The organism is Actinoplanes subtropicus, from assembly GCF_000721705.1.
In the GTDB taxonomy this organism is placed as follows: domain Bacteria; phylum Actinomycetota; class Actinomycetes; order Mycobacteriales; family Micromonosporaceae; genus Actinoplanes; species Actinoplanes subtropicus.
Genome location: NZ_JOJL01000004.1, coordinates 225,910 through 250,679 on the forward strand (window position 1 = coordinate 225,910; position 24,770 = coordinate 250,679).

25 protein-coding genes are annotated in these 24,770 nt (G+C 72.3%); 18 read left to right on the forward strand and 7 right to left on the reverse strand.

From position 1 onward, the window contains the following. The first annotated feature begins 36 nt into the window (after positions 1 to 36). From IH26_RS0106840 to IH26_RS0106870, 7 genes are all read left to right on the forward strand, one after another. Entirely contained in the window at positions 37 to 1,122 is a 1,086-nt protein-coding gene (locus tag IH26_RS0106840; protein WP_084598681.1) for a carboxymuconolactone decarboxylase family protein, read from the forward strand. Continuing rightward, on the forward strand, positions 1,115 to 1,546 hold the full coding sequence (locus tag IH26_RS0106845) for a DUF6220 domain-containing protein (RefSeq protein WP_034213945.1): 432 nt from the start codon (positions 1,115 to 1,117) through the stop codon (positions 1,544 to 1,546). Before IH26_RS0106840 ends, IH26_RS0106845 begins: the two co-directional genes overlap by 8 nt. Next, positions 1,543 to 3,213, forward strand: a complete 1,671-nt coding sequence (locus IH26_RS0106850) for a multicopper oxidase family protein (RefSeq protein WP_030435256.1) — start codon at positions 1,543 to 1,545, stop codon at positions 3,211 to 3,213. Before IH26_RS0106845 ends, IH26_RS0106850 begins: the two co-directional genes overlap by 4 nt. An 11-nt stretch (positions 3,214 to 3,224) precedes the next feature. After that, positions 3,225 to 3,773: a hypothetical protein gene (locus IH26_RS0106855; protein WP_084598682.1), complete on the forward strand. Its 549-nt coding sequence runs from the start codon at positions 3,225 to 3,227 to the stop codon at positions 3,771 to 3,773. 88 nt (positions 3,774 to 3,861) lie between these two features. Continuing rightward, positions 3,862 to 4,140 (forward strand): hypothetical protein, encoded by a 279-nt coding sequence (locus IH26_RS0106860; RefSeq protein WP_157437081.1) that lies wholly within the window; start codon positions 3,862 to 3,864, stop codon positions 4,138 to 4,140. Positions 4,141 to 4,150: 10 nt separating this feature from the next. Then, on the forward strand, positions 4,151 to 4,711 hold the full coding sequence (locus IH26_RS0106865; RefSeq protein WP_157437082.1) for a hypothetical protein: 561 nt from the start codon (positions 4,151 to 4,153) through the stop codon (positions 4,709 to 4,711). A 376-nt stretch (positions 4,712 to 5,087) separates the two neighbouring features. After that, positions 5,088 to 5,711, forward strand: coding sequence for a TetR/AcrR family transcriptional regulator (locus IH26_RS0106870; protein WP_030435260.1), 624 nt, complete (start codon positions 5,088 to 5,090; stop codon positions 5,709 to 5,711). A gap of 42 nt (positions 5,712 to 5,753) precedes the next feature. On the opposite strand, the gene speB is transcribed toward IH26_RS0106870, so the two are convergent. Beyond that, positions 5,754 to 6,806, reverse strand: a complete 1,053-nt coding sequence (speB, locus tag IH26_RS0106875; protein ID WP_030435261.1) for an agmatinase — start codon at positions 6,804 to 6,806, stop codon at positions 5,754 to 5,756. Between the two features lie 74 nt (positions 6,807 to 6,880). Here speB and IH26_RS64445 point away from each other — a divergent pair, with 74 nt between their 5' ends. Continuing rightward, a complete protein-coding gene (locus IH26_RS64445) occupies positions 6,881 to 7,129 on the forward strand; it encodes a hypothetical protein (protein WP_425394367.1) in 249 nt (82 codons plus the stop codon). Further along, complete coding sequence (locus tag IH26_RS53215; RefSeq protein ID WP_425394368.1) at positions 7,087 to 7,785, forward strand: serine/threonine-protein kinase; 699 nt, start codon at positions 7,087 to 7,089, stop codon at positions 7,783 to 7,785. The genes IH26_RS64445 and IH26_RS53215 overlap by 43 nt, the downstream gene beginning before the upstream one ends. Positions 7,786 to 7,819: 34 nt before the next feature. On the opposite strand, the gene IH26_RS0106885 is transcribed toward IH26_RS53215, so the two are convergent. Next, a complete protein-coding gene (locus IH26_RS0106885; protein WP_030435262.1) occupies positions 7,820 to 8,602 on the reverse strand; it encodes a universal stress protein in 783 nt (260 codons plus the stop codon). Beyond that, entirely contained in the window at positions 8,599 to 10,161 is a 1,563-nt protein-coding gene (locus tag IH26_RS0106890) for an amino acid permease (RefSeq protein ID WP_157437083.1), read from the reverse strand. Before IH26_RS0106890 ends, IH26_RS0106885 begins: the two co-directional genes overlap by 4 nt. A gap of 134 nt (positions 10,162 to 10,295) precedes the next feature. On the opposite strand from IH26_RS0106890, the gene IH26_RS0106895 reads away from it, so the two are divergent. The 7 genes from IH26_RS0106895 (at position 10,296) to IH26_RS62015 (ending at position 17,978) form a co-directional block, all read left to right on the forward strand. Next, positions 10,296 to 10,661, forward strand: a complete 366-nt coding sequence (locus IH26_RS0106895; protein ID WP_030435264.1) for an STAS domain-containing protein — start codon at positions 10,296 to 10,298, stop codon at positions 10,659 to 10,661. Positions 10,662 to 10,700: 39 nt separating this feature from the next. After that, positions 10,701 to 11,711, forward strand: a complete 1,011-nt coding sequence (locus IH26_RS0106900; protein WP_245664980.1) for an alpha/beta hydrolase — start codon at positions 10,701 to 10,703, stop codon at positions 11,709 to 11,711. A gap of 26 nt (positions 11,712 to 11,737) precedes the next feature. Continuing rightward, complete coding sequence (locus IH26_RS0106905; protein ID WP_030435266.1) at positions 11,738 to 12,973, forward strand: ATP-grasp domain-containing protein; 1,236 nt, start codon at positions 11,738 to 11,740, stop codon at positions 12,971 to 12,973. 43 nt (positions 12,974 to 13,016) lie between these two features. After that, a complete protein-coding gene (locus tag IH26_RS0106910; RefSeq protein WP_051807764.1) occupies positions 13,017 to 13,433 on the forward strand; it encodes a DUF5990 family protein in 417 nt (138 codons plus the stop codon). Beyond that, on the forward strand, positions 13,430 to 16,384 hold the full coding sequence (locus IH26_RS0106915; RefSeq protein ID WP_030435268.1) for a DEAD/DEAH box helicase: 2,955 nt from the start codon (positions 13,430 to 13,432) through the stop codon (positions 16,382 to 16,384). The genes IH26_RS0106910 and IH26_RS0106915 overlap by 4 nt, the downstream gene beginning before the upstream one ends. Beyond that, a complete protein-coding gene (locus tag IH26_RS0106920; protein ID WP_051807641.1) occupies positions 16,377 to 17,141 on the forward strand; it encodes an SWIM zinc finger family protein in 765 nt (254 codons plus the stop codon). Before IH26_RS0106915 ends, IH26_RS0106920 begins: the two co-directional genes overlap by 8 nt. A 111-nt stretch (positions 17,142 to 17,252) precedes the next feature. After that, positions 17,253 to 17,978 (forward strand): hypothetical protein, encoded by a 726-nt coding sequence (locus tag IH26_RS62015; RefSeq protein ID WP_211268596.1) that lies wholly within the window; start codon positions 17,253 to 17,255, stop codon positions 17,976 to 17,978. Positions 17,979 to 18,036: 58 nt separating this feature from the next. Here IH26_RS62015 and IH26_RS0106930 read toward each other — a convergent pair whose 3' ends face one another. After that, complete coding sequence (locus IH26_RS0106930; protein WP_030435271.1) at positions 18,037 to 19,434, reverse strand: SDR family NAD(P)-dependent oxidoreductase; 1,398 nt, start codon at positions 19,432 to 19,434, stop codon at positions 18,037 to 18,039. A gap of 79 nt (positions 19,435 to 19,513) precedes the next feature. Further along, positions 19,514 to 19,825, reverse strand: coding sequence for a hypothetical protein (locus IH26_RS0106935; protein ID WP_157437084.1), 312 nt, complete (start codon positions 19,823 to 19,825; stop codon positions 19,514 to 19,516). Between the two features lie 270 nt (positions 19,826 to 20,095). On the opposite strand from IH26_RS0106935, the gene IH26_RS0106940 reads away from it, so the two are divergent. Together IH26_RS0106940 and IH26_RS0106945 are read left to right on the forward strand one after the other, a co-directional pair. Then, on the forward strand, positions 20,096 to 21,277 hold the full coding sequence (locus IH26_RS0106940) for a cellulose-binding domain-containing protein (protein ID WP_030435273.1): 1,182 nt from the start codon (positions 20,096 to 20,098) through the stop codon (positions 21,275 to 21,277). A gap of 42 nt (positions 21,278 to 21,319) precedes the next feature. Next, complete coding sequence (locus IH26_RS0106945; RefSeq protein WP_030435274.1) at positions 21,320 to 22,615, forward strand: mannitol dehydrogenase family protein; 1,296 nt, start codon at positions 21,320 to 21,322, stop codon at positions 22,613 to 22,615. Here IH26_RS0106945 and IH26_RS0106950 read toward each other — a convergent pair. Next, complete coding sequence (locus IH26_RS0106950) at positions 22,599 to 23,771, reverse strand: cytochrome P450 (protein ID WP_030435275.1); 1,173 nt, start codon at positions 23,769 to 23,771, stop codon at positions 22,599 to 22,601. The genes IH26_RS0106945 and IH26_RS0106950 overlap by 17 nt on opposite strands. 31 nt (positions 23,772 to 23,802) lie before the next feature. After that, positions 23,803 to 24,678: a TIGR03560 family F420-dependent LLM class oxidoreductase gene (locus IH26_RS0106955; protein ID WP_030435276.1), complete on the reverse strand. Its 876-nt coding sequence runs from the start codon at positions 24,676 to 24,678 to the stop codon at positions 23,803 to 23,805. Between the last annotated feature and the right edge of the window lie 92 nt (positions 24,679 to 24,770).

The following is a 24,770-nucleotide window of genomic DNA, read 5'->3' on the forward strand; positions in this document are numbered from 1 at the left end:
ACGCTTTCCCGGCCGCGCCCGCCGAGCATCTTCGGCATGGCATATCGATTCTTCACCCCGCCACCGGCCCGCTCGGCGACCGGCGCGGTCGCCGAGGTCTACCGGCAACTGCGCGAGGACTTCATCGGGCCGGCACCCACGTTCCAGGCCCTCTCGGTGGCGCCCGACCTGATGGCCGCCACCTGGACGCTGATGCGCGAGGCGCTGCTCGCCGGGGACACTTCGCGGATCGATCGCGAGGTCGTGGCGGCGTCGGTTTCCCGGGCCAACCGGTGCCGGTTCTGCGTCGACGCCCACGTCACGATGCTGCACGCGCTGGGCTCGCACGAGCTGGCCGAGGTCATCGCGACCGGCGGCACGCCGCCGTCCCCGCGGCACGCGGAACTCGCCGCGTGGGCCGAGGCGAGCCGGAATCCGCGGGCCGGCGCCTGGGCAAGCGCTTACCCGGCCGAGCTGACCGGGACGCTGCTCGCCTTCCACTTCATCAACCGGATCGTCTCCGCGCTGCTCGCGCCCGATCTCCTGCCCGGCGGGCTGCAGCGCTTCCCGGCGGTGCGGTCGGCCGGCGGGCGGCTTTATGCGCGAACCGCGCGGGCCTTCGTCCAGCCGGGGGACGGCACGGTGGGCGACGCCTATGCCGCCCTGCGGGAGGTCACCCGCGGCGGTGGCGAGCTGCTGAGCGCGGCCGCCCGGGAGACCGTCGCGGCGACTGTGTGGTGGGAAGACGGGCGGCACCCGGACCGGCCCGCCGACTGGGCCAACGACCTGGTCCGTGACCTACCCGCGAGCGAACGGGTGGGTGCTCGGATCGTTCTGCTCGCCGCATTCGCGCCGGGCGCGATCAGCGTCGGCGACGTCGGGCTGTGGCGACTCGGGCATCCGGACGACGCCGATCTCGTACGGCTGATCGCGTACGGGGCGTTCACAGCCACGGAGCACGTCGCCGGCGCGCCCCACGTTGCCGGCACGCCTCAGGTTGCCGGCGTGCCTCGGGTCGCGGGTGCGTCTCAGGTTGCGGGTGCCTCTCAGGTTGCCGGCGCGTCCGGAGTTGCTGGCGCGCCTCGGGTTCCTCGAGCGCAGCACGTCGCCGGCGCGCTGGAAGGGGACGGCCGCCATGCGTAAGGCCTTCGTCGTCTCCAGCGGCGTGCTGCTGGCCGCGTTCGCGTTGCAGTTCGTGTTCGCGGCCGTCGGCGCGTTCACCAAGCCGGCCGGCGGCGACCATTCGTACCGCCTGCACAGCATCACGGGGACGGCGGTGATCCCGCTGCTGACCCTGCTGACGATCTTGTTCGCCGCGCTCGCCAAGGCACCCGGCAAACTGATCGGGCTGACCGCCGTGCCGCTCGCGCTGGTGGTGCTGCAGGCCCTGTTGGCCGGGATCGCCACCGGGCTCACCGACGCCTCCGGCCAGACCACTACGGCCGGCCTGATCGTCGGCGGTCTGCACGCCGTCAACGGCATCGTCGCGGTGCACGTCGTCGTCGCCGTCATGCGCGGAGCGCGCAAGCTTCCGGATCGCGCTCCGGTCCTGGTGGAGCAGGCATGAGTACCGCTTCCGTGCTCGTCATCGATCTGCTGATCGCGGTGCTCGCGGCGGCGGGATGGCTGGCCGGCGGCGCGGCGGCGGCCACGGGGCACCGCCGCGCCGCCCTCGGGCTCGGCTTGGCGGCGCTGGTCGCCACGCTGGCCCGGGCGGTCACCGTCGTGGCGCTCGCCCGGGCCGGCTGGTGGTTCGCGGCCGAGAAGGTGGTCATCGCCGGGCCGCTGTCGCTGGCCGCGATCGTCGTCGCGGTCGCCCGGCGCACCCCGGCCGCGCTGCTGTTCGCCGGCTACGCCACGACAGCCGGGCTGCTGGTCACGGTGCTGCACGGCTACCCGGTCACGCCGGGCGTGGCGCTGCTCGCGGTCGCCGGGGTGGCCGTCGCGACCGGGATCACCCGGCGCTCCCGGCCCACGCTCGTGGTGGCCGCCCTCGCTCTGGTGGCCGCTACCGGCTTCGCCATCCGGCCGGCCCCCACCGTGCATCACCATTCCTATTCCGCCGCCGAGGTGGGCACGCCGACCAAACGCTTCACCCTGACCGCGGCGACCACCACGGTCGAAGTGGACGGTCACGACGTCGCGGCGTGGGCCTTCAACGGCCAGGTGCCCGGCCCTGCGCTGGTGGCGACCGTCGGCGACGTCCTCGAGGTGACCCTGCGCAACCAGGACATCGGCCAGGGCGTCACGCTGCACTGGCACGGCTACGACGTGCCGAACGCGATGGACGGCGTGCCCGGCGTGACCCAGGCGGCCGTGCTGCCCGGGCAGGAATTCGTTTACCGGTTCCGCGCCGATCGGCCCGGCACGTACTGGTACCACACGCACGAGGCGTCGGACGAGGGCGTGCGGATGGGCCTCTACGGCACGCTGGTCGTCCATCCCGCACCGGTCACCGGCCTCGACGTGACCGTGCCCGTCCACACCCTCTCCGGTCGTCCGCTGCCGACGTTTTCGCAGGCCAGCGCCGTGGCCGGAACGCCCGTCCGGCTGCGACTGATCAATACCGACAACACCACGCACCGGTACGCCCTGGCGGAAACCGCTTTCCTGGTGGCCGCGATCGACGGCCGTGACCTTCAAGGGCCGACGCCGCTGTCGAGGACCGCCGTCCTGGTGCCCGCCGGCGGCCGCTACGACCTCACCTTCACGGCCCCGGCCGGGCCGGTGGGGCTGTTCGTCGACGGCCGCCCGGTCTGGGCCACCGGTCATGTCGCGGCGCCGCCGAGCGGGTGGCCGGCGCTGGACCCGCTGATCTACGGCACGCCCGCACCGGCGCCGTGGTCGGGTTACGACAAGTCGTTCACGCTGGTGCTCGACCGCGGGCTCGACCTGCACGGGCTGCTCCCGCGCTACGCCCACACCGTCAACGGCGCCGCCGACCCGGACATCCCGCCCGAGATCGTGCACCTCGGCGACCGGGTCAAGTTCACCATCGTGAACCGCTCCGCCGTCGTACACCCGTGGCACCTGCACGGCCACCACGTCCTCGTCCTCTCCCGCAACGGCAAACCGTCGACCGGCAGTCCACTGTGGCTGGACTCCTTCGACGTCCGGCCCGGCGACGTCTGGGAGGTCACCTTCCTGGCCGACAACCCCGGAATGTGGGCCAACCACTGCCACAACCTGTCACACGCCGCCGCCGGAATGATGCTGCACCTGATGTACGAGTAAGAATGTCTGGTGTGGACCGTGTCGCGCTGCTGATCCCCGGAGCCGGATATTCGACCGACCGCCCGTTGCTGCACTTCGCGGCGGCGGTCCTCGAGAAGCACGGATGGAAAGCGCTTCCCGTCCGATGGACGTCACCGTTGCCGTCGCGGGGCCCGGATCTGACCGCCTGGTTCAAACAATTGCGGTCGTACGCGTTGAGCCAGGTGGGGCCGGTCCTCGACGAGCAGCAGGCCCCGAGGATCGCCTTGGTCGGCAAGTCGCTGGGCTCGTTCGCCGCCGCGCTGGCCGCCGACCGCGGGCTGCCTGGCATCTGGCTGACGCCGCCGTTGCGCGACACCGAACTGGCCCCCGACCTGCGGCGGGCCACCGCCCCGTTCCTGCTGGCCGGCGGTACCGCCGACCGCGTCTGGGATTCGGCGGTGGCCCACAGCTTCGGCGGTCCGGTCTACGAAGCCCCGGGCGCCGACCACGGCCTGGAGGTGCCCGGTGACCCACTCGCCTCCATCGACATCCTCCGCTCGCTGACCGCGGCGATGGACGACTTCGTCCGGCGCCTGTGACGCCGACCCCTTCACGTGTCCCGTACCTGATCGGATCCTTACAAACACCGAGCGCGGTGCTGATCCGGCGTGGCCACTATCTGGCCGCATGAAACGAATTCTCGTGGCCACGCTGGCCGCGGCTCTGCTACTCACCGCCGGATGCGCCCGGCAAGGGCTTTCCTCCGGCTCCGGTTCCGGCGTGGCGCGGCCGGCGGCGGTCAATGCGCCCGCCGCCACCCCGAAGACCCAGCCGGCCACCGGCTCGGTGGCCCCGAAGAAGACCGCTACGACCCACGGCACCACGGCAGCCAACGTCGGGGCCGACCTCGACGACATCGACAAACTTCTCGCCGGCGACTCGTCGCCCGCCGCGGACCAGGACTGAGGAGCAGACAATGAGGAAAAGGTTTACCGTACTCGTGACCGCTCTGTCGGTGCTGCTCGCGGCCGGGACGCCCGCGTACGCCGACTCCGCCACCTCGGGGCTGGCCGCCGGCAAGAAGCGCGTCACGAGCCGGATCGATCTGCGCCTGGCTGCCCTCCACCGGTTCAGCACGACGCTGAGCGAGGCCGGGAAGGTGCAGCCCGCGCACCGCGCCGCCCTCAACAGCCTGATCGGCGAGCAGACCGCGGGGCTCGAGGCGCTCCGCACCAAGGTCGCCGGCGAGAGCAACGCCGACGCGGTGAAGGCGGACGCCACCAGCATGGTCGACGCCTACCGGGTGTTCATCCTGACCGGCCCGAAGGTCCGCCTCACCGCGGCGATCGACACTGAACTGGCCGTCGCCGCCGCGCTGAGCGACAAGGCGGACAGCGTAAAGAAAGCGCTTTCCGGCCAGGTCGACACGCTGCTGGCCATCAAGCCCGGCCCGGACCGCAACGCCATCACGGCCGATCTCCAGCCGGTCCGGCAGGCCGCGAAGACCGCCCGTGCCCAGCTGAAAACGCTCGCCTGAGACCCAAAACTTCCGAAAGTACGGGTCGGGTCCAGTCCCCGGGCGCACGGCGATCTCGCTGCGTGGTCGCGCCCGTGCCGCCCGCGCCGGGCTGAGATCGGTGGTCGCGCTTCCCGTCGGCCGTGTCCCCACCGCCGCCCAGCGTTGGGGACGCGGCGCCCGTCCGCCGGGAACGCCCGAGTACCTCGCTGGGTGAGTATCTCGCTGGGTGAGTATCTCGCTGGGTGAGTATCTCGCTCAGTTAGTATCTCGCTCAGTGTGTATCTTGGTGAGTGAGTATCTCGCCCGGCGAGGCAAGTGGGTACGGTCGGTTCGTCTGTTGCGGCGGGGACTCGGGCATTCAGCTCGTCTTTAATGGTCGTGATAGACATGCGCGGTGAGTGACGTGATCCGCGGCAGTGGGCGGCGGGCGGCCCGGAAGCGGGCCGACGTGCTCGCGGCCGCCTGTTCGGTCGTCGCGGAGCGGGGGGCGGACGGGACGCGGTTCGCCGATGTCACCGCCGCCACTGGGGTGGGCGTGTCGACGCTGCAGTACTACTTCGGCAGCCGGGAGGACATGCTCATCGCGGTGTTCCGGTTCGCGGCGCAGAGTGACTTCGACGCGGTGGGGGAGCGGCTCGCGGCGGTGGCCGATCCGTGGGAGCGGCTGGTCGTGATCGCCGAGCATCTCACCGGGGCGGTCGGCAGCGACACCGGGTGGCGGCTCTGGGTGGAGTCGTGGCGGTGGGCGCTGCGGGACCCGGAGTTGCGGGCCGAGGTGCTGGGTGACTACACGCGCTGGCATGAGCTGCTCGCCGGGATCATCGCGGCCGGGGTGGCGGCGGGGCGGTTCGGCACCGGCGCGGCGCCGATGGACGTGGCCCGGCAGGCCCTGGCGCTGATCGACGGGCTGGCGTTGCCGGTGGCGCTGGGGGATCCGCAGGTCACCGGGGCGATGGCCGGCGACCTGTTGACCGACGCGCTGGGCCGGCTGGTCGGCTTGCGCGACGGCGGACGCTGACGCGTCACGCCGGTCGGTAGGGGCCGTGCTACGGAAGACGTGTCAGGCCGACTGATCGGGTTGCGCGACGGCCGGCCGGGTTCCCCGGCCCTCGAGCAGGGGAGTGGCACGGTTCCACCGCGGTCCGTCCCCGTCCTTACGGCGCCGGGCCATGCCTGACAGCGCCTCCAGCACCACCCGATTGCCGAGCATCGCGGTGATCTCGGCGTGGTCGAAGGGCGGGGACACCTCGACGATGTCCATCCCGACCACCGGCAGCTCGTGGCAGATCCGGGAGACCGCGTCCAGCAGCTGCCGCGCCGTCAGGCCGCCGGGCTCGGGCGTGCCGGTGCCGGGCGCGTGCCCGGGGTCGCAGACGTCGATGTCGACCGAGAGGAAGACGCCGTCGCAGTCGTCCAGGGCGATCTCGAAGGCGCGGTCGAGGATCGTGTCCAGGCCGTGTTCGACGATCTCGCTCATGTGGAACGAGTTCATCCCCTGGTCGGCCATCCAGTCGAGCACGTCCGGCCCGGGCCAGTAGCCGCGCAGCCCGACCTGCAGGAACCGGTCGCCGCGGACCGCGCCGGACTCGATCAGGCGGCGCATCGGCTGGCCGTGGCCGTAGAGGCTGCCGAACTCGATGTCGCCGGTGTCGGCGTGCGCGTCGAAGTGGATCACACTCACCCGGCCCGCGCCGTGGTGGCGGGAGACGCCGGTGACGTCCGGCCAGGTGACCGTGTGATCACCCCCGAGGACAAGCGGAATTGCACCATTTTTCGAGATGACGGCGACGGCGTCCTCGATGGTCTTGCAGGATCGCTGGATCTCCCCGGAGAACACCTCGAGATCCCCCGCGTCCATGACGGACAAATCGCCGGACAGGGCATCCACCCGCAGGGCCATGTGTGGCCGCGACCCATCGTGCGGAAGGTAGTCCGTCCCCCGGATGACCTGCGGCCCGAAACGAGCCCCCGGCCGGTGCGACGTCCCCCCGTCGAAGGGCGCCCCGATGATCACTACATCGGCTTCCGCGTACGAGGCGGGGGAGGCCCAATCGCAAGCGGGCACGCCCAGAAAGGTGTAATCCGGCCCGAACATCGGTCCATAGCGCGTCACCCGCGTGACTGTATCGCCATACAGTATTGGAGTACAGCGTTTGTGCCGGATCTCCGCCGGGTACCGCGCCGGTCATGGCGGCGCGGACCCTCGGCGGCAGGTACCAGCTGGTCCGGCGGATCGGCCGGGGCGGCATGTCCGAGGTGTGGCACGGCCACGACGCGGTCCTCGACCGGCCGGTCGCCATCAAGGTGATCGCGCCCGGCCAGGACGTGACCGTGGACCTGGTACGCGCCGAGGCCCGCTCGGCGGCCGCCTCGCCCACCCGAACGTCGCCGGCGTGCACGACTTCGGCACCTGCGCCGACCAGCCGTACATCGTGATGGAGCTGGTCGAGGGCCGTACGCTCGGCGAGCACCTGCGCACCGGCCCGCTGGACTGGCGGATCGCGGTGCGGATCTGCGCCGAGGTCTCCGCCGGGCTGGCCGCCGCACACGCCGAGCACGTCGTGCACCGCGACATCAAGCCCAGCAACGTCATGCTCACCCCGTCCGGCGCCAAGGTCCTCGACTTCGGCATCGCCGCCACCGTGGGCTCGGCCGACCCCGACCCGGACGGCCCGGTGATGGGCACGCCCGCGTTCGTGGCGCCGGAGCGCTTCGCCGGGCACCCGGCCACCCCGGCGACCGACATGTTCGCCGTCGGCACGCTGCTCTACCAGTGCCTGTCCGGCCGGCTGCCGTGGACCGCCGGGTCGCCGTCCGAGCTGGTCGAGGCCACCTGCAAGCTCGACCCGGAGCCGCTGCCGGAGATCGACGCGCTGCCGCCCGAGGTGGCCGACCTGTGCTCGCGCTGCCTGGCGAAGGACCCGGCCGACCGCCCGACCGCCCTGGTCGCCGCGCTGCTGCTGGGCGAGGCGGTGGACGCCCGGGTCTACGTGCCGCTGCGCGACCTGGCCCCGGTGGTGGTCTCGCACTGGATGGACGAGCCCACCTCCCAGGCCGGCCGGCACCGCGCCGCCGACCGCCGAACGGGATGACCGCCGATCGGGACGACGGCCGGCACCGAGCCCGCTACTCGCTGCGCGGAACGACCACCACCGGTCGCTTGGCGCGCTTGATGAGCCGGGACGAGACGCCGCCGAGCAGCACGCGGCGGGCCGGGCCGTAGCCGCGTGAGCCGCAGAACAGCACGTCCACCTCGTCCAGGCCGGCCAGCTCCTCGACCACGTCGCCGTTGACGATCCGCCAGTCCGCGTCGCACTCCGGGACCGACGCCACCGCGGCGGTCAGGGACTCCTCGTAGATCTCTCCGGCGACCCGGTACGGCACCGCGCCCCACCCGGACGTGGCCACCGTGTACAGCCGCAGCCGCGCACCGGCCCGTGCGGCTAGCCTCGCCGCCTCGGTGAGCGCGGCCCGCCCGTCCGGGGTGTCCACGTATGCCAGCCCGATCATCCCCAGCGCGCCGGGTGGTTCGGTGTAGTCGGCGGGCGCGACCGCGACCGGGCAGACGCTGCCGGCCAGCAGGCGCTCGGCGGTGCTGCCGGGCCGGCCGACCACGATCGCCGAGGCGCCCACCTCCTCGGCGAGGTCGTGCAGCCCGTGCGCGGCCGACGAGGACGCGATCGTCCGGTATTCGGCCGGCGCCGAGCCCAGAGCCGCGCGGGCCTCGTCGAGCACCTTCTGCGCGGCCCGGTGCCGGTCGGCGATCCATTCGGCGTCGACCCGGCCCGACCCGAGCGCGGACGGCGCCGGGTGCACCACCGCGACGATCAGCGGCGCGCCCAGCATCTCGGCGAGCCAGCGGCCCAGGGCGAGCGCGCCGGCCGCCCCGGCGATGACCGGCCCGGTCACGACTCGTCCTCGGGCGAGGACTTGGGCGAAGACTCGGGCGAAGGCGAAGGCGAAGGCGAAGGCGAAGGCGACGGCGAGGGCGTGGGCGAAGGTGAGGGCGAAGGCGGGGGCGAAGTATCGCGAGCCCAACCCGGCGTACCGGCGACCGGCTCGCTGCGGACCCGGGAGTTCCGGTACCCGTACACCGCGTAGATCAGCAGGCCGACCGCGAGCCAGATCCCGAACCGCAGCCAGGTCAGCGCCGGCAGGTCGGTCATCAGGTAGACGGCGAACGCGATCCCGACGATCGGCAGCACCGGCACCCACGGCATCCGGTACGGGCGCGGCATCTCCGGCCGGGTCCGGCGCAGGATGATCACCCCGATGTTGACCAGCACGAAGGCGAACAGCGTGCCGATGTTGACCAGTTCCACGATGGTGCCGAGCGGGACCAGCGCGGCCAGGATCGCGATCAGCACGCCCAGGCCGATGGTCAGCCGGGCCGGGGTGCCGTAGCGCTGGTTGACCGCGGCGAGCTGCCGCGGCATCAGGCCGTCCCGGCACATCGCGAACATGATCCGGGTCTGGCCGTAGAAGATCACGAGGACCACGCTGGTGATCGCGACGACCGCGCCGAGCGCGAGGATGCCTGCCGCCCAGCCGATGCCGGCGCCCTCGTTCAGCGCCGCGGCCAGCGGTGCGTCGCTGTTCTTCATCGTGGCGGGGGAGGCGATGCCGAGCGCGCCGACCGCGGTGAGCACGTAGAAGACCGTGCAGATCGCCAGCGAGCCGATGATCGCCCAGGGCAGGTCGCGGGCCGGGTTGCGGGCCTCCTCGCTGCCGGTGGAGACCGCGTCGAAGCCGATGTACGCGAAGAAGATGACCGCCGCGGCACTGGTCACCCCGTGGAAGCCGGCCGGGGCGAACGGCGTGAAGTGGCCGGTGCCGAAGTTCGCGAACGCGACCACCAGGAAGAACACGAGGATGGACAGCTTGATGACCACCATGGCCAGGTTGACCCGGGCCGACTCGGTCACGCCGCGGACCAGCACGAACGTGATGGCCAGGACGACGAAGACGGCCGGCAGGTTGAACGTCCCGCCGGCGGACGGCGACTTGGAGATCTCGACCGGCAGCTGGTGGTGGAACGCGGCCTGCAGGAACGCGTTCAGGTTGCCGCCCCAGCCGACCGCGACGCCGGCGACGGACACCCCGTACTCCAGAATGAGGTCCCACCCGATGATCCAGGCGACCAGTTCGCCCAGCGTCGCGTAGCTGTAGGTGTAGGCGCTGCCGCTGACCGGGATGGACGACGCCAGCTCCGCGTAGGACAGCGCGGAGAAGACGCAGGCCACCGCCGCCAGCACGAACGAGAGGATGACGGCGGGCCCGGCTATCCCGGCGCCCTGGCCGATCACCACGAAGATCCCGGTGCCGATGATGGCGCCGACGCCCATGGCGGTCAGCTGGGTCACCCCGACGGCCTTCTTCAGGCCGTGTCCCTCCTCGGTCGTCTCGGTGATCAGGGAACGCACGTCCCGTACCGCGAAGATCCCGGGCCGCTCCGATGTCGTTGACATGGTCCACCACCCTCTGGCATAGGCGACTACCGATCTCACCTTGTGCTCGAATGGTCACCGTCCGCAAGTCGTGCGGGGTGTCGAAACTGTGTGCTGGCCTGCGCGCCTGGTGACGGGCGGGGTACCTTGAGGCGATGGGAGAGGCGGTGATGACGACACGCCGGCAGGCCGACGGCGCCTTCGTCATCGAGGTCCGCGGCAGCATCGATGCCGCCACCGTGGACGCGTTGCGCACCGCCATCCTCGGCTCGCTCCAGCGGGAGCGCCCGGTCACCCTGATCGTCGACCTGACGTTCGTCGTCTTCATGGATTCGCTCGGCATCGGCGCGCTGGTCAGCGGCCATCACGCGGCCCGCGAGATGGGCACCAGGTTCCTGCTGCGCAACCCGAGCGAGTTCGTCCACCGGCAACTGCGGGTCACCGGCCTGGCCGAGATGTTCGGGCTTCCGCCGGCCTCGTCGCCCCGGTCGGCGTTCTCGCCGTCCAGCGGTGATCTCTGATCCCGCGCAAGATCGGCCGCCGCCGGTTAATGTGCGGTCATGGAGCGGGTCGCCGGGGCGAGGTGTGACGGCGCGACTGTCTGCTTCCAGCTGCACGATCAAGATCAACTGCTTGCGTCCGTACGGTTGATGTGCGGTTTCCTGGGTTCCCCCGAGTTCAAGTACCGGCCCGAGCACCGGCGCTGGGAGCTGCGGCTGCCGCGGCCGGACGCGGCCCGGATCGAGTACAAGCTGGAGCTGACCGACCGCGACGGGCACCGCGAGACGATCTGCGACCCGGGCAACCCGCGGCGGGCGCCGGGCGGTTACGGCGACTCCTCGGTCCTCTGGTGCCCCGACTACCGCGAGCCGGACTGGCTGCACCTGCCGCCGGCCGAGGGCGACTGGCACGACCTCGGCCCGCTGGCCCGGGCCTGGTCGCCGGCCTGCCCCGCCGACCGGGTGCTGATCGCCCACGACGGCCCCGACTACCAGCGGTACGCCGACCTCGGCCGGTACGCCGCCGCCTCGATCGCGGCCGGCCGGGTCAACCCGTTCCACGTCGTGCTGCTGGCCCCCGAGGACCGGTTCGAGGCCTATTCGGCGTCCTCGGCGTACACCAGAATGCTCACCACCAAGCTCCTGCCGCACGTCTCCGCGGAGCTCGGCGCGACAGCGCCGGTGATCGGCGCCGGCGCCAGCCTCGGCGCGCTCGGCATGCTGCACGCCCAGCGCGCCGCCCCCGGGCTGTTCGCCGGCTTGTTCCTGCAGTCCGGCAGCTTCTTCCAGCACCGGTTCGACGCCCAGGAGTCCGGCTTCGCCCGCTACCAGCGGATCACCCGGTTCGTCGCCCAGGTGCTCCGCGCACCCGCCGGCCCGGCCGTCCCGGCCACCCTGACCTGCGGCACCGTCGAGGAGAACCTCGCCAACAACCGCGACCTGGCGGCCACCCTGCGCCGGCAGGGTTACGAGGTGACCTTCGTGGAGAACCGCGACGCGCACAACTGGATCGGGTGGCGCGACGCCCTCGACCCGCATCTGACCCACCTGCTGCAGCGGGTGTGGCCGTAGCTTCTTCTATCCCCGGGGAGGACGACGTGGCCGACGTCGAGCACACCATCGGACTGTTGCTGGGCACCGAGGACGACTGGCCGCGCGCGTACGAGGCGCTGCTGCGCCGGCTCGGCGTGGTCACCGGCCCGGACGGCCGGACCCATCGCACCGGCTCGGTCCGGGTCACCATCGAGCCGTTCAACCTGCGCTACAAGCCCCGGCACGACCTGGTCATCGACCGCCTGGCGTACTGGTACTACCACCCCCGCGAGTGGCTCAAGAAGATCGCCCTGATGGACGACGTGTACCTGCTGAACAGCCCGTTCACGTTCCAGTCCATGGAGAAGCACGCCGCCTACTGCGCGATGATGCGGCTCGGCCTCAAGGTGCCGGAGACGGTGCTCGTCCCGTACAAGAACCCCTTGGACAATTCCCGGTACGCCTACACCGCGGCCCGCTACAACCAGGCCTTCGACCTCGACAAGACCGCCGAGCAGGTGGGCTACCCGATGTACATGAAGCCGTACGACGGCGGCGCCTGGGTCGGCGTCTCCCGCATCCGCAACCCCGACGAGCTGCACGCCGCCTACGACGCCTCCGGCGAGCGCCTGATGCACCTGCAGGCCGCCGTCGAGGGGTACGACGTCTTCGCCCGCTCGCTGACCATCGGCCCGGAGACGATGGTGATGAAGTTCCGCCCCGAGCAGCCCATGCACTCCCGCTACGAGGTCGACCACAACTTCCTCTCCGCCGAGGTCGGCCACGAGGTGGTCACCATCTCCCGGCTGGTCAACGCGTTCTTCCGCTGGGAGTTCAACTCGTGCGAGTCGCTGGTGCGCGGCACCGACGTCCACCCGATCGACTACGCGAACGCCTGCCCCGACGTGGCCATCACCTCCCTGCACTACTACTTCCCGTGGGCGATGGCGGCGCTCCTGCGCTGGACGGTCTACTGCGTGGTCACCGACCGCCGCCCGCGCCTGGACACCGACACGTCCCGCTACTTCGCCATCGGTGACGACCGGACCATGTCGTACGCCGAGAAGCTCACCGAATACCGGCGCCTCTCCGACGAGTACTTCGAGACCGACCGCTACCGCGACTTCTGCGACACCCACCTGTCCCACGTGAACGAGATCGTCTACGACTGGGTGAACTCGGACGAGTTCCGCTCCCTGCTCCGCGAGACGGTCCGCGCCACCTACCCCGTCCACGAACACGAGAAGTTCCTCGGCCACTTCGGCGGCCTGGTCGACGCCTGGGTCCGCGACAACGCCTGACGGGTAATTGTCGTACCCCCGGCCTATTGTCGGTCGGGTGCGGATGCGGATCGAGGGGCGGGACCTGCCGGGCGGCGAGGAGCTGCGCCTGCGGAACGTGCATGTCGGGGTCCAGCGCAAGGCCGAGGTCATCGAACTCGTCCCGGTGACCGCGGCGACGGCCGCGTGGGAGTTCGACGTCACGGCGCGGGAGGTCGACGAGCTCCTCGACGTCGGCGGGCCGTTCGTGCATGGCCGGCCGGGGGCCCGTTTCCTCTACTTGGCCTGGGGAAACGTCGCCGGGGACGGCTTCGACATGTTCCGCCGGGCCAAGCTGATGTTCGGCGACGTCCCGACGGCGGTGCTGCGCGACGCGTACGAGAACGGCGGTCTCCTGGTCGGGGAGCTGGGGCTGACCGACGAGCACGGCGACCCGAGATGTGCCCGCGTACGGGACGTCGTCTGGACGCGCCGGCCATGACGGTCGTGGTCCAGGCCGGCGTCCGGGTGCTGCACGGCTTCCTGCTGACCGACGGCTCTCTCTGCCTCTGGGGCGAGTCCGACATGTCCGGGGAATTCCGGCGAGGGAGCGGCCATCCCTTCGCCGTCGAGCGGGATCGCCTCCCGCCGGGTGACGATCTCGCGACCGTCCCGCTCGTGCTGCCCTCGACCAGCGCCGGCCCGGTGCCCTCGCCGCAGCTGGGCCTGGCTTCTCGGCGGGGCGCCCCGAAACCCCGGTCGTGGCAGGTGCCGGCGGTCACCGTGCCGTTCGTCGACGACGAGCTGGCCGACGAGTTCGACGGCCGGGTCGGGCCCGACGCCCATTGGCTGATCGACCTGTGCTCCTTCGCCGCCGACCTGGTCCGGCGCGGACGCGTCCTACCGGTGGTGCTGCGCGATGGCCCCACCTCGCGGTGGCGCCCGGTGCTGACCGGGTTCGACGCGATCCACCACGCCGAGCTGCTGCGCCGCATGCCGGCCGCCTGCCGGGCCGCGACCGGCGCGCTGCCGGCCGCCGACCTGCTGGCCGCCGCCCTGCACCGGCTGGTGGACGGCCTGGTCCGCACCAGGCTGGCGGTGGCCGGGGTGGAGCTCGGCGACGGCTGGCTGGCCGCGCTGAGCGGCGAGCCCACGTTCACCGCCGCGCCGGCGCTGGTCGACGAGCTCACCGAGCGCCTGGACGCGTGGCATGCGAGCGCGGCCGCCGGGTCCGCCGTCCGGTTGTGCTTCCGCCTCAGCCACCTGCACGAACTGGACGACGAGCCGGACGCCACCGACCCGCGGGCCGACGGGATCGGCCGGGACGCCTGGCTGCTCGAGTTCCTGCTGCAGGCCGTGGAGGAGCCGAGCGCCCTGGTGACCGCCGCCGACATCTGGCGGGACGAGTACGCCCCGCTGCGCCGCTGGACCAGGCACCCGCAGGAGCGCCTGCTCGGCGGCCTGGGCCGGGCCGCCCGCCTCTATCCCGACCTGCAGGCCGCCCTGCGGGTGCCGCGCCCGATCGACATGGTCCTGGAGACCGCCGAGGCGCACGCCTTCCTCGGCCAGGCCGCCGTCCTGGAGGAGGCCGGCTACGGCGTGCTGCTCCCGACCTGGTGGCGCGAGCGGCAGAGCCTGGGCCTGGCCCTCGAGGTGCGCGGCCGAGACCCGATCCCGCCGGTCCTGCGGGACGAGACGGCCGACCTCGCCCACCTGGTCGACTACCGGTGGGGGCTGGCGATCGGCGGGGAGCCGCTCACCGAGTCCGAGCTGACCGACCTGGCCCAGGCCAAGGTGCCGCTGGTCCGGCTGCGCGGGCGCTGGGTGCACCTCGACCCCGATCATCTCGCGGCGGGACTGCGGTTCCTGGAACGCGGGGGCGGGTCGATGACCGCGGGCATGGCGTTGCGGACGGTCAAGCTGCTGCCGCCGGAGGAGCTGCCGCTGCCGGTGACCGCGGTCGGCGGCGAGGGGTGGCTGGCCGACCTGCTCTCCGGGGAGCTCGACCAGCGGCTGGAGCTGCTCGATCCGCCGGAGGGCTTGGCGGGCGTGCTCCGCCCGTACCAAATCCGTGGTTTTTCGTGGTTGGCCTTTCTCGACGGCCTCGGGCTGGGGGCCTGTCTCGCCGACGACATGGGCCTCGGGAAGACGATTCAGCTGCTCGCGCTGTTGCTGCATCGGCGCTCGGGGCCGGCCCTGCTGATCTGCCCGCTCTCGGTGCTCGGCAACTGGCAGCGGGAGGCCGAGCGGTTCGCGCCCTCGCTGGTGGTCAAGGTGCTGCACGGCGCCGAGCGGCCCGCGCCGGCCACGCTCGCCGGGGCCGACATCGTGCTGACCACCTACGCCACCGCCACCCGCGCCGCCGGCGACCTGGCCGCCGTCGCCTGGGACCGGGTCGTGCTCGACGAGGCGCAGCACATCAAGAACAGCGGCAGCGCGGTGGCCAAGGCCGTCCGTAAGCTTCCGGCCCGGGTGCGCATCGCCTTGACCGGTACGCCGGTGGAGAACCGCCTGGCCGAGTTGTGGTCGATCCTCGACTTCCTCAACCCCGGCGTGCTCGCCTCGGCCCACACCTTCCGCGCCCGGTTCGCCGTGCCGGTCGAGCGGTTCGGCGACGAGGAGGCGGCGGCCCGGCTGCGGCACGCCACCCGGCCGTTCCTGCTGCGCCGGGCGAAATCCGACGCCGCCGTGATCAACGACCTGCCGGCGAAACGCGCGGTGCGGCACCTGTGCGGCCTTACGCCGGAGCAGGCGACGCTCTACCGGGCGGTGCTCGACGACATGTCCACCCGCCTCGACGAGAGCAGCGACAAGTGGAACAAGGGCATCGTGCTGGCCGCGATGACCAAGCTGAAACAGGCGTGCGTGCACCCGGCGCTGCTGCTCGGCGACGGCTCGCCGCTGCCCGGCCGGTCCGGCAAGCTGGAGCGGCTCGAGGAGATCCTGGACGGCGCGCTCGCCGAGGGGGAGAGCGCGCTGTGTTTCACCCAGTTCGCGAAGTTCGGCGGGATGCTCACCCCGCACCTGGCCGCCCGGTTCGGCGTGCCGGTGCGGTTCCTGCACGGCGGCACGTCCCGGGCCGACCGGGACGCGCTGGTCGCCGCGTTCCAGGAGGATCCGCGGCCGGGCATCTTCGTGCTCTCCCTGAAGGCCGGCGGCACCGGGCTCAACCTGACCGCGGCCAGCCATGTGGTGCACGTCGACCGCTGGTGGAACCCGGCGACCGAGGCGCAGGCCACCGACCGCGCGTTCCGGATCGGGCAGCGGCGCGACGTGCGGGTGCACACGCTGGTCTGCCTCGGCACCCTCGAGGAGCGGATCGACCGGCTGCTCGTGGACAAGGGCGTGCTCGCGTCCCGGGTGGTGGGCAACGGCGAGGGCTGGCTCACCGCGCTCGACACCGCCGAACTGCGCGAACTCATGCTTCTGGCGCCGGAGGCCATCGTTGACTGACGACAGGCTTGCGCTTGCGTTCCTCGGGACCTTCGAGTCGCTGCGGATGGGGCCGACGTTTGCCCGTGGCAGGCGCGACGAGCGGAACGGGTATGTGCGGCAGCTGACCATCTCGGGGAGTCTCGTGGTGGCGCTGGTGCGCGGGCCGGACGACCCCAAGGCATTTCGGGCGCGGATCGCGGTGCGGTCCTTCGGCGCCTCCGAGTGGGCCCGGGTCGAGCAGGACCTGGTGGCCGAGGCGCGGTTCGCGGCCGACCTGCTCGCCGGGCGGATGCCCGCCGGGATCGGCGAGGTCTTCGCCGGGGCCGGGCTCAGCCTGGTGCCGCTCTCGCTGGACGAGGTGGCGATGGACTGCTCCTGCGAGCGGTGGCCGATGCCGTGCGTGCACCTCGCGGCGACCTGTTATGCGCTCGCCCGCTCGTTCGAGGAGGATCCGTTCGGGGTCTTCGCCTGGCGCGGCCGGCACCGGGACGAACTGCTGCTGCACCTGCGCGAGCTGCGCGGCTCGGGCGCCCCGCCGCCCCCGCCGGAAAAACCCGTCCTTTCGGTGGTTTCGGATATGCCGGATTCCGGGAAAGACTGGGGGGACGCGTTCTGGGGCGGCGAGGTGGCGCCCGCGGCGGTTACCGGTCGGCCGGGGAACGTCGCGCGACCGGACGCGCTGCTCGATCAGCTCGATCCGCCGCCGCTGGCGCACGAGGGCCGCCCGATTGCCGACCTCCTGCGGCCCGCGTACCTCGCCATGCCCGAAGAGTAGGGGGAGTCTCTTCTCCCACGATCGGCGTACTCCCTGGGAAACGATCCGGTCACATTCCGCACCCATGGTTCCCTGGTCAAGGCATAACGCTTTGTCAAGAGAAGGTGTGAAATGAACCGATTTACCCGGATGTTTCTGATGTCGGGCCTCGGCCTGGTAACGAGCGTCTCGTCGGTCGGTGGGCCGGCTCAGGCCGCGTCGAGCACTGACCAGGGGGCGTCGCGATCGGATTCCATCATCAGCGCCCAGTGGCGTGGTGACCGGCTCGTCGGGTTCTTCCGTAACTACCGCACCTGTGTCCGCGCCGGCGAATGGGGCGAGGACGAGGGCTGGTGGGACGACTACACCTGCTATCGCGCGGGCGGCGGCTGGAACAGCCGGGTCGCGCTGGTCGTCGACGACAACGACTGGGGCCACGGCTGGCCCGGTCACTGGCCGGGCAACTGGGTCGGCCAGTGGTGGCCGGGCCACGGCAGCTGGGACCCGCACCACCCGTGGTGGCCGGGCGGCCCCGGCGGTGGCGGCAACGGCCCCGGCGGCGGCGGCAACGGTCCCGGCGGCGGTAACGGTGGCGGAGGCGGTAACGGCGGTGGCGGCGGCAATGGTGGCGGCGGCGGTAACGGCGGCGGCATGAATGGCGGCGGCAACGGCGGTGGCGGCGGCAACGGTGGCGGCGGCGGCAACGGCGGCGGTGGCGGCAACGGCGGCGGCAATGGCGGCGTGATCGGCGCCATCGGCGGCGGTGGCGGCAACGGCGGCGGTGGCGGCAACGGCGGCGGCGGGGGCAACGGCGGCGGTGGTGGCGGCGGCCACCACTGGACCACCGTGAACTTCTGAACCGGCCGGCCCACCGGAACAGGCGAGCCACACCCCGCGCGGGGTGTGGCTCGCTCCGTCACCAGGCGCCGGGCGCGTAGTCCTTCAGGAAGCAGCCGTACAGGTCCTCGCCGCGCTCGCCGCGGACGATCGGGTCGTACACCCGGGCCGCGCCGTCGACCAGGTCGAGCGGCGCGTGGAAGCCCTCGCCGGCCAGCCGGGTCTTGGTCGGGTGCGGCCGCTCGTCGGTGATCCAGCCGGTGTCCACGCTGGTCATCAGGATCCCGTCGGCGAACAGGTCGTCCGCGCTGGTGCGGGTCAGCATGTTCAGCGAGGCCTTCGCCATGTTCGTGTGCGGGTGTCCGGCGCCCTTGTAGCCGCGGGCGAAGACGCCCTCCATCGCCGACACGTTCACCACGTACCGGCGCTGGAAGGTCGACTTCGTCATTGCCGTACGCAGGCGGCTGACCAGGACGAACGGCGCCGTCACGTTGCACAGCTGGACCTCGAGCAGCTCGAGCGGGTCGACCTCGTGCACCCGGTCGCTCCAGCTGTTGGTCGGCGTCACATCGGGGACCAGGCCGCCCGCGTCGATCTCGGCCGAGCGGGCCACCAGCGCGAGCTCGGTCACCTGCCGCGGGCTCAGCGTCGCGCCGGACCCGGCGGTGAGCGCCGCCGCGGGGGAGGCGCCGGCCGTGCCGAAGTACTCCAGCTCGGGCAGCGGCCCGTCGGGCAACGGCTCGCCCTCGGCCGCCGCGATCGCCGCGTAGGCACCGGCCGTCCGGCGTACGGTCTGGGCGGCGTTGTTGATCAGAATGTCCAGCGGGCCGCGCTGGGCGACCGAGTCGGCGAGACCGACCACCTGGGCCGGGTCGCGCAGGTCGAGGCCGACCACCCGGAGCCGGTGCAGCCAGTCGGCGCTGTCCGGCATCGCCGAGTAGCGGCGGACCGCGTCGTGCGGGAAACGGGTGGTGATGGTGAGGTCGGCGCCGTCGCGCAGCAGCCGCAGCGCGATGTACATGCCGATCTTGGCGCGGCCGCCGGTGAGCAGCGCCCGGCGCCCGGTCAGGTCGGTGCGGGCGTCGCGTTTCGCGTGGTTGAGCGCCGCGCAGCCGGGGCAGAGCTGGTGGTAGAACGCGTCGACCACGGTGTACCGCTGCTTGCAGGTGTAGCAGCCGCGGGGCTGGCGCAGCACCCCGGCCGTGCCGCCGGTGACGCTCGTCCGCAGCGGGATGCCGGCCGTCTCGTCGTCGATCCGGCCCGGCGCGCCGGTCGCGGTCGCCTCGGTGACCTCGCGGTCGGCGGCGAGGATCGCCTCCCGCCGCTCCCGCCGGCGCTGCAGCTTCACGGTCTTGAACAGGCCGCCCGTCGCCCGCCGGACGGCCACCGCGTCGGGGTGCTCGGGCGGGAGAGCCTCGGCCTCGGCCAGCACGGCCAGGCAGATCGCCAGCCGCTCGGGGTCGATGTCGCCCGCCATGTCCGTACGTCTCCTTCGCTTGCCCGCCTGCCGTACGAACTGTAGCCAGTCGCCCCGGCGGGCCGCGCAGAACCTCGGATCAGGTGAGCGTCGCCATGCGCGCCACCGGGCGGGTGGCCGGGCGGCGCCGGTTGAGCCGCTTGGGCACGATCTCCACCCGGGACTCGCCGCGCGGCGCCGCCCCCTGCGCCTGCTCCAGGTGGGCGGGCGTGGACACGATGATCACGGAGGCCAGGCCGTCGTCGAGCATCTGCAGGGCCGCCGGCCAGTCGCCGCTGATCAGGCCGGCCACCGCATACCGCCGGACAGCGCAGTAGTCGAGGCAGCGCGCGGCGTTCACCTCGAACCTGTCCTGTTGCACGAAAACCACCGCGTTCGTCACCGTGACCATCTCCTCCACCCCGGGTCGCTGTGCGAGCGAGAACCACCTAATCGCGCCGAGTGGCCCCTTGCATATCGGCTTGTCGGTTAGCCGACCGAACCAAACGGTGTTTGCCTCTTTCGTCATCAATCGAATCGACGAATGTCACACTCACGAAGGGTGGCGTTCATGTTGCTGAGCGTGTAAGCGCGGGCCCGCTTCCGCGTCCGGCCAAAGCCAACTACAGTCATCGATATGTCTGGGAGCGCTCCCAACACCTCCGTCCCCCGGGAGAACCTCATGCGTCGAAGAACACTCGCCCTGGCCACGGCCGCCGTCGTGGCCGGCGCCGGGATGGTCGTCGCGGCCGCCTCCGCGGCGACCGCGGCCGCCGCCTGCGCCGTGGTCTACACCCCGAACTCGTGGTCCAGCGGCTTCACCGCGGACGTGAAGGTGACCAACTACGGGACGGCGGTGAGCTCCTGGACGGTGTCCTGGGCGTTCGCCGGCGACCAGAAGGTCACCAATGCCTGGAACGCGACAGTGAGCCAGACCGGCACCGCGGTCACCGCCACCAACGTCGCCTGGAACGGCAGCCTCGCCAGCGGCGCCACCACCAGCTTCGGCTTCCAGGGCACGTACTCCGGCACCAACGCCACGCCGGCCGCCTTCACCTTCAACGGCGTCGCCTGCGGACCCGACGTGACACCGACGACCACCCCGCCCACCACTGCCCCCACGACGACCCCGCCCACTACGCCCCCCACCACCCCACCAACCTCCGCGCCGCCCCAGAATTGCGGGGCCGCCGAGGTCTGTGACGGCTTCGAGGGCCAGACCGGCACGACGCCGAGCGGGAACTGGGCGGTCACCTACCCCGACTGCTCCGGCGCCGGCACCGCGACGATCGACAAGACCGTGGCGCACAGCGGCACCACCTCGCTGCGGATCAACGGCGCTGAGGGCTACTGCAACCACGTCTTCGTCCGCAGCACGCAGATCCTCGCCGCCACCAGCAACGTGTGGTACGTCCGCTACTGGGTGCGGCACACCACCGCGCTGCCCGCCGCGCACGTCGCCGCGGTCGCCATGGCCGACGCCAACGACGGCGGCAAGGACCTGCGCTTCGGCGGCCAGAACGGCGCCCTGCAGTTCAACCGGGCCTCGGACGACGCCACCCTGCCCGAGCAGAGCCCGGCCGGCGTCGCCCTCTCCGCGCCGCTGCCGGTGAACACCTGGAACTGCGTCGAGTTCAAGGTGGACGGCACCAACGGCACCATCCAGACGTGGCTCAACGGCACCTCGGTGCCCGGCCTGCTCGAGGACGGCGTGCCGACCCACGACATCGACAGCCAGTGGCTCAACCGCACCTGGCGGCCGGCGCTGACCGACCTCAAGCTCGGCTGGGAGAGCTACGGCTCGGGCGCGGACACCCTCTGGTACGACGACGTGGCGGTGAGCGCGATGCGCAACGGGTGCTGAGACTCGGTTGCACGGCCCTGCGGCGGTAACCAGGATGGAGCCATGCGGATCGTCCATCTGGGCCTCGGTAACTTCTTCCGGGCGCACCAGGCGTGGTACACGTCGGTGGCGCCGGACGCCGGGCAGTGGCCGATCGCGGCGTTCACCGGGCGGTCACCGGGCGCGGCGGCCGCGCTCAACGCCCAGCACGGGCGGTACACGTTGCTGGTGCGCGGCCCCGAGCACGACGACGCCTCGATCGTCTCGGCGCTGGATGCCGCGTACGCCTCGGATGATCTGCAAGCGTGGCGTACGCACCTGGCCGCACCCCGCACGACCGTCGTCACGCTGACGGTGACCGAGGCCGGCTACCTGCGCGGCGCCGGCGGCGGCCTGGACGAGAGCCGGGCCGCCGCCGACGTGACCGCCTGGCTGCGCGGCGAGCCGGTGCGGAGCGTGCCCGGCCGGCTGATGGCCGGGCTCGCCGAGCGGCGCATCCACGGCGGCGGCCCGATCGCGATCGTGCCCTGCGACAACCTGCCGGAGAACGGCGCGGCGGCGGCCCGGGTGCTGCTCGATTTCACCACGCTCGCTGAGCCGGCGCTGGTGCCCTGGATCCGCGACAACGTCTCGTTCGTGACCACCATGGTCGACCGGATCACCCCGCGCACCACCGAGGAGGACGTGCGCGCCGCGGTCGCGCTGACCGGTTTCGCCGACGCCGTCCCCGTGGTGACCGAGCCGTTCACCGAGTGGGTGCTCAGCGGCGTCTTCCCCGGCGGACGACCGTCCTGGGAGGCCGGGGGAGCGCGGTTCGTCTCCGACGTCACCGCGCACGAGCAGCGGAAACTCCTGCTGCTCAACGGTGGTCATTCCCTGCTTGCGTACGCCGGGAGCGCCCGCGGTCAGGTCACCGTCGCCGACGCGGTGGCCGATCCGGAGTGCCGTGCCTGGCTGGGGCAATGGTGGGACGAGGCGAGCCGGCACGTCCCCCTGCCGCCCGGCGAGCTGGCCGCCTACCGGGAGGCGCTGCTGACCCGCTTCGGCAACCGGCGGATCCGGCACACCCTGGCCCAGATCGCCGCCGACGGCTCGCAGAAGCTGCCGGTGCGCGTCCTGCCCGTGCTGCGCGCCGAGGTGGCCGACGGGCGGCTGCCGGCCGGCGCGATCCGGATCGTCGCGGCCTGGATCGACCACCTGCGCGGCTTCGGCGCGCCGGTGGCCGACGCGGGCGCCGAGCCGTTCCAGGCCCGGGCCGGCAGCGTGCGCGACGTGCTGACCCTGCTGGCGCCCGATCTGGCCGGCGACGAGGCCCTGGTGACCGCGATCGACCAGGCGACGCTCAAGCCCGCCGGCTGAGCCGTACCTCCCGACAGGCCCGCAGCACGAAGGTCGGCCGGTTGACCGGCTCGGCGGCGAGCGTCATCCCCGGCGCGTGGTCGAGCAGCGCGCTCAGGCCGGCCCGCAGCTCGATCCGGGCGAGGGGAGCGCCCAGGCAGAAGTGCAGCCCGGCGCCGAAACCCAGGTGCGGGTTGGGATCGCGGGCGGCGTCGAAGACGTCCGGCTCGGCGAACACGGCCGGGTCCCGGTTGGCCGCGCCGAGCAGGGCGGCGATCCGCTCGCCCGCGCCGATCGGGACGCCGGCGATGGTGACCGGGGCGGCCGCGGTACGGACGAACATGTGCAGCGGCGGGTCGTACCGGATCATCTCCTCGGCCGCGGTGGGGACCAGCGAGCGGTCGTCGGCGAGGCGGTCCAGCTGCGCCGGGTGCCGGAGGAGGGCGACCACGCCGCCGCCGAGCGCGTTGACCGAGGCCTCGTGGCCGGCGTTCAGCAGCAGGATGGCCGAGGCGACCAGCTCGTCGGCGGTCAGGCGGTCGGAGCCGTCCCGGACCGCGACCAGGTGGCTGATCAGGTCGTCCCGGGGATCGGCCGCGCGGCGGGCGGCCAGGTCGCGCAGGTAGCCGGCGAACTCGCGGCAGGCGGCGAGGGCGGCGGCCTCGGCCTCGGGCGTACGGGAGACCTCGTACATCCGGACGATCGCCGCCGACCAGGGCCGCAGGCGGTGCCGGTCGGGCGCCGGTACGCCCAGCAGCTCGGCGATCACGGTGACGGCGAGAGGCTCGGCCACCGCGGTCAGCAGGTCGAACTCGTCGCCGGCGGCGCGGACCAGGCGGGCGGCCTCGGCGTCGACCGCCGGCCGCAGGCGCTCCACGTGGCCGCGGGCGAACGCCTTGGCCACCAGCGCGCGCAGCCGGGTGTGGGCGGGCGGCTCGTTCTCCATCATCTGGTTGCGGTGCAGCAGGTTGAACGGCTCCCACACCGCGGCCGGCTCGCGATCGACCCAGAACCGGCCCAGGCGGCGATCGCGCAGCACCGCATCGGCGGCGGCGTGCGAGGCGGCCAGCCAGGTGCCGGTCGGCTCGTGCCAGCTCACCGCGGCCCGCTCCCGCAGCCGGGCGAGCGCCGGATACGGGTCGCGGATGACCTCCGGGTCGGTGAAGTCGATCGTCATGCCCCGCACCGTAGCCCGCGCGAGCTTCTGATCAGCCCCGGACGATGCCCAGGATCGTGTCCATGGCCGCCAGCCTGGCCTTCCCCACGCCCAGCAACTCGTCCGGAACGATCAGCTCGTCCAGCCCGATCTCGCGGTACCGCGCGACCGCGTCGGCGAATTCCGCCGGCGACCCACCGATCACCGGCCTCCCGCCGCCCTCGTCCGGGATCGGCTCACCCACCGACACCAGGGCCTGGGCCGTACGGTCGATCGCCCGCGGATCGCGCCCGAGCTCCGCGCAGAACCGATCGAGCACCGACGACTTGTGCGCGATGACCTCCGGCAGGCCCCACGCGTTCCACTGGTCAGCATATTTCGCGACAATGCGGAGCATGCGCCGCTCGCCCTTGGCCCCGATCATCACCGGCAGCGGATCCTGCACCGGCTCCGGCTCACAGACCGCGTCGGTCACTTGGTAATACTTGCCCTCGAACGTGGTCCGCGGCTCCCGCAGCAGCCCAAGCGTGATCTGCACCGCCTCCTCGAACCGATCGATCCGCTCCTTCACCGGCGGCAAACTGATCCCGTACTGCCGATGCTCGTTGACCTGCCACCCGGCGCCGACCCCCAGCACGAACCGCCCACCACTGATCCGGTCGACGGTAGCCGCCATGTTGGCGACCACGGCCGGATGTCGATACGTGTTGCCGTAGACCAGCGTGCCGATCCGCACCCGCGGCACGACCGCTGCCAGCGCCGCCACCACCGACGCCGCCTCCAGAATCGGCCCGCCGTCGTCCTCGTCGTCCGGCATGAAGTGATCGGCGAACCAGACCCCGTCCCACCCCGTCTCCGCGGCATGAAGCGCCATCGACAGAACTTCCGGCCAGGGGTGCTCCGCACCCGGCCAGATCGAGATCCGCATGCCCCGGAGCCTACGGCGAACCGCCACGCGCCACCGACGCCAACGCGCCGCCCCTATGTTCACGACCACCAGTCGCAGACCTCGAAGCCCAA

Excerpts from the sequence above, each read along its gene's own strand:
- IH26_RS0106840 (WP_084598681.1), top strand. The coding sequence starts at position 37 with ATGGCATATCGATTCTTCACCCCGCCACCGGCCCGCTCGGCGACCGGC.
- IH26_RS0106845 (WP_034213945.1), top strand. The coding sequence starts at position 1,115 with ATGCGTAAGGCCTTCGTCGTCTCCAGCGGCGTGCTGCTGGCCGCGTTC.
- IH26_RS0106850 (WP_030435256.1), top strand. The coding sequence starts at position 1,543 with ATGAGTACCGCTTCCGTGCTCGTCATCGATCTGCTGATCGCGGTGCTC.
- IH26_RS0106860 (WP_157437081.1), top strand. The coding sequence starts at position 3,862 with ATGAAACGAATTCTCGTGGCCACGCTGGCCGCGGCTCTGCTACTCACC.
- IH26_RS0106865 (WP_157437082.1), top strand. The coding sequence starts at position 4,151 with ATGAGGAAAAGGTTTACCGTACTCGTGACCGCTCTGTCGGTGCTGCTC.
- IH26_RS64445 (WP_425394367.1), top strand. The coding sequence starts at position 6,881 with ATGGCGGCGCGGACCCTCGGCGGCAGGTACCAGCTGGTCCGGCGGATC.
- IH26_RS0106890 (WP_157437083.1), bottom strand. The coding sequence starts at position 10,161 with ATGTCAACGACATCGGAGCGGCCCGGGATCTTCGCGGTACGGGACGTG.
- IH26_RS0106895 (WP_030435264.1), top strand. The coding sequence starts at position 10,296 with ATGGGAGAGGCGGTGATGACGACACGCCGGCAGGCCGACGGCGCCTTC.
- IH26_RS0106900 (WP_245664980.1), top strand. The coding sequence starts at position 10,701 with ATGGAGCGGGTCGCCGGGGCGAGGTGTGACGGCGCGACTGTCTGCTTC.
- IH26_RS0106910 (WP_051807764.1), top strand. The coding sequence starts at position 13,017 with ATGCGGATCGAGGGGCGGGACCTGCCGGGCGGCGAGGAGCTGCGCCTG.
- IH26_RS0106915 (WP_030435268.1), top strand. The coding sequence starts at position 13,430 with ATGACGGTCGTGGTCCAGGCCGGCGTCCGGGTGCTGCACGGCTTCCTG.
- IH26_RS62015 (WP_211268596.1), top strand. The coding sequence starts at position 17,253 with ATGAACCGATTTACCCGGATGTTTCTGATGTCGGGCCTCGGCCTGGTA.
- IH26_RS0106930 (WP_030435271.1), bottom strand. The coding sequence starts at position 19,434 with ATGGCGGGCGACATCGACCCCGAGCGGCTGGCGATCTGCCTGGCCGTG.
- IH26_RS0106935 (WP_157437084.1), bottom strand. The coding sequence starts at position 19,825 with ATGGTCACGGTGACGAACGCGGTGGTTTTCGTGCAACAGGACAGGTTC.
- IH26_RS0106940 (WP_030435273.1), top strand. The coding sequence starts at position 20,096 with ATGCGTCGAAGAACACTCGCCCTGGCCACGGCCGCCGTCGTGGCCGGC.
- IH26_RS0106945 (WP_030435274.1), top strand. The coding sequence starts at position 21,320 with ATGCGGATCGTCCATCTGGGCCTCGGTAACTTCTTCCGGGCGCACCAG.
- IH26_RS0106950 (WP_030435275.1), bottom strand. The coding sequence starts at position 23,771 with ATGACGATCGACTTCACCGACCCGGAGGTCATCCGCGACCCGTATCCG.
- IH26_RS0106955 (WP_030435276.1), bottom strand. The coding sequence starts at position 24,678 with ATGCGGATCTCGATCTGGCCGGGTGCGGAGCACCCCTGGCCGGAAGTT.